Here is a 3443-nt window from a genome sequence, read left to right as displayed (position 1 = left end):
GCCGACCTCGCGGCCGGGGCGCGGGCCGGCCGGGGTCCCCGCCGGCCTGGTCCGAGGGGTCCGCCGAGGGCCCGGAGACGAGGGGAGAGAACGGCATCGTCGGCTGCACCGAGGTGGCCGACGGCTTCCAGAGGGCCGACGGCATCGCAGACCCCGCGGACCCGGCGGGCATCGCAGACCTCGACGACGATGGCCTCGGTGAGCCCGGCGCCCGGGAAGGCGCTGCTGCCTCGGTCCTCGCCGGTGTTCCCGACGGCCCCCGTGGCGCGGACGACGCCATCGGCCCCGACGCCGTCGGTGCACCCGCCGGTGCGTAGGTCGCCGGTGCGTAGGTCGTCGGTGCCGTGCGCGTCGTAGTGGCCGTTGGTGGCTCCTTCGGCTCAGCCGGCTCCGCTGGCTCCCGTGGCTCCCGTGGCTCCCGTGGCGCTCGTGGCGCTCGTGGTGTGGTCGGCGTCGGCCTGGTGGCCGTGTTCGTCGTCATGGTTCGTCCCTCCCCTGCGCGCCCGTGTCCCCGTGCGCCTGTGGCGGAGCGCAGGTTATGCGCCGGGGTGGGCGGTGTGGCCGGAGAAGGCCCGGATGTCACTCGTACGTGGAAAAGGTCGCCGGGGTTCGTCAATGGACCACGGTGCCGTGGCTCTCGTTGGGGTGGGCGCCGGGCGCGCGGGTGACGCTGCCGCCGAGCGTTCTTGCCGAGCCGGGCCGACTGGGTCCTGGCCGGGGTTTCGTCGGCTCGGAGTGGCTGCGATGATCGGGGCGGCAGGAGTTAACCCGCGTTAACCGGGAGGGTTTCATGGGCGACGGTGCGGCAGTGGAGCGGGCGGTAGGGACGGAGGGGGAGCGGCGGTTCGGGGAGTTCGTCGTCGTGCGGCGGCATGGGTTTGTCGCCGAGCTCGCGCTCGATCGGCCCAAGGCCATGAACGCCGTGTCGACCGACATGGCCCGTTCCGTCGCGGCGGCGTGCGGGGCTCTGGCCGCCGACCGGGACGTGCGTGTGGCCGTGGTGACCTCGACGCATGAGCGGGCGTTCTGCGTGGGGGCGGATCTGAAGGAGCGGAACTCGTTCAGTGACGCCGATCTGGTGCGGCAGCGGCCCGTCGCGCGGGCGGCGTACACCGGCGTACTGGAGCTGCCGATGCCCACGATCGCCGCCGTGCACGGCTTCGCGCTGGGCGGCGGCTTCGAACTCGCCCTGTCCTGCGACCTGATCGTGGCCGACCGTACGGCGGTGGTGGGGCTGCCCGAGGTGTCGGTGGGGGTGATCCCGGGCGGCGGGGGCACGCAGTTGCTGCCGCGTCGGGTGGGGGCCGCGCGGGCCGCCGAGCTGATCTTCACGGCGCGGCGGCTGCAGGCCGAGGAGGCGCGGGAGCTGGGGCTCGTCGACCAGTTGGTGGAGGAGGGACGCGATCGGGAGGAGGCCTTGGCGCTGGCCGCGCGGATCGCCGCGAACTCGCCCGTCGGGCTGCGCGCCGCCAAGCGTGCGCTGCGGCTCGGGCAGGGGCTCGACCTGCGGGCCGGGCTGGAGGTCGAGGACGCGGCATGGCGTTCCGTGGCGTTCTCGGGGGACCGGGCGGAGGGTGTGGCCGCCTTCAACGAGAAGAGGAAGCCGGACTGGCCGGGGGAGTGACCCGCGGGCCAGCCCGTGGTCCCCGAGCGGCAGGGGTGGGACGGGCCGCTCCCCGGCCCTCATGCGGAGCCCAGCCAGGTCGGGGGTGGCGGCCAGGTCCGGGGTGGCGGAGGGGCGCCAGCGCCGCGCTCGATGGTGGGAGGTGACTCCTGGCCCTGTGCGGTGCTTGATCGGGCTGCGGGCGACGCGGTGCCCCGCCCGCAGCCCGAGGGGCGGGGGAGGGTGGCTGTTGGCCCCGGAGCCCGGCGGGCCGGGTGACGGGCGTAGCGCTCGTCGGCAGCGGCCCCGACCCGTATCCCTGAGGGCGCCGCCGACAGCCCGTACCCCTGTCGTGTCGGTGTCACTGGCGGCCTGCGCCCGTGCCGACGCCATGGAAGCCCGGATCCCTCTCAGTGCCACCGGTACTGGTGCGCCCGACGCCCGACGCCCGACGCCCGACGTCCGACGCCCGACGCCCGACGCCCGACGCCCGACGTCCGACGTCCGACGCCCGACGTCCGACGTCCGACGTCCGACGTCCGACGTCCGACGCCCGCCGACAGTCCCTCGTGTCCCGGTGCCTGCCACCGGTGCCCGTGCTTGCCGTCGGCGCCGCCCGTCCACCCAGGGGCCGGCGCCGATGACCCGTACCCCTGTTCGCCCCACCAACGTCTCAAACCACCGCAAAGCTCCCTAGCCTGGGGTAATGGGAGAGGACAGGCGGCTGAGGGCCGTGGTGGCGTTGGCGCGTGGGATGGCTGGGGCGCGTACGTCGCGGGAGACATGGTGGGCGGCCGCGGACGGGTCGTGTCGGGCCCTGTCGGGCAGCTTCGCCGCGCTGTCCGTGTGGGAGCGGGAACGTGGGCTGCTGCGGGTGCTCGTGAACGTGGGGAACCGGGCGGCGGACGAGGACGAGTTCCCCGAGGACGAGACCTACCCGGTGCACGAGTTCCCGGAGATCGCGGAGTTCCTGCACGAGCGTTGGCTGGAGGGCGGTGAGCCCAACGCCTGGGTGGAGACGGCCGCCGGGCCGGTCGCCGGGCGGCGGCCCGGCGGCTACTGCCATCAGCGGGTCGCCGCGCTGCGCCGACGCGGCCGTGGCTGCTGCGTGGTGGCGCCCGTCGTGCTGAACGGCCGGGCGTGGGGCGAACTGTATGTGGCCCGGCCCGCCGGGGAGCCCGTCTTCCACCGCGACGACGCCGCCTTCGCCACCGTGCTCGCCTCGGTCGTGGCGGCCGGACTCGCGCAGTCCGAGCGGCTGGAGGAGGCCCGGCGGCTCGCCTTCACCGACCCCCTCACCGGGCTGGGCAACCGGCGCGCGGTCGACCGCCGGCTCGACGAGGCGATGGAGGCGCACCGGCGCGACGGCACGGTGATCAGCCTGGTCGTCTGCGACCTCAATGGCCTGAAGAAGGTCAACGACTCCTACGGGCACGCGATGGGCGATCAGCTGCTGGAGAGGTTCGGCTCGGTGCTGTCGCGCTGCGCGGCCGAGCTGCCCTGGGTGCTGGTCGCGCGGCTCGGCGGGGACGAGTTCTGTCTGCTCGCGGTGGGGCCGTCGGCGGACGAGGTGGTACGGGTCGCCGGTGACCTCTGTGTGCGGGCGAGGGAGCTGGAGCCGGGTGACGGGGTTGCCTGTGGCGTCGCGTCCACCGGGGATCCGATCGGGCCGTTGCGCTCGGCCCGGCGGCTCTTCCGGCTGGCCGACGCGGCGCAGTACCGGGCCAAGGCCGCGGGTTCCGTCGAGCCGGTCGTCGCGGGGCGTGAGGGGGAGGGTGGCGAGGACCCCGTGGTCAGACTCGCCGACCGGCCGCCCGCGCCGACCGATCCCGCGCACCCG

At 75.0% G+C, this 3443-nt stretch carries 3 protein-coding genes; all 3 read left to right on the top strand.

Translation table 11 applies throughout. The features are described 5' to 3' along the window. A partial coding sequence (locus tag AWZ10_RS51435; RefSeq protein WP_159058235.1) for a hypothetical protein occupies positions 1-317 on the top strand: 317 nt, incomplete at its 5' end. Between the two features lie 473 nt (positions 318-790). Continuing rightward, entirely contained in the window at positions 791-1624 is an 834-nt protein-coding gene (locus tag AWZ10_RS09140; protein ID WP_060890832.1) for an enoyl-CoA hydratase/isomerase family protein, read from the top strand. Positions 1625-2309: 685 nt separating this feature from the next. Then, on the top strand, positions 2310-3443 hold a 1134-nt coding region (locus AWZ10_RS09135; protein WP_060890834.1), incomplete at its 3' end, for a GGDEF domain-containing protein.

The organism is Streptomyces europaeiscabiei, from assembly GCF_001550375.1.
GTDB lineage: Bacteria > Actinomycetota > Actinomycetes > Streptomycetales > Streptomycetaceae > Streptomyces > Streptomyces europaeiscabiei.
This window is presented reverse-complemented; position numbering and strand designations above follow the sequence as displayed.

Bases quoted from the DNA above. Each gene is read 5' to 3' on its own strand.
- AWZ10_RS09140 (WP_060890832.1), top strand. From the start codon at position 791: ATGGGCGACGGTGCGGCAGTGGAGCGGGCGGTAGGGACGGAGGGGGAG.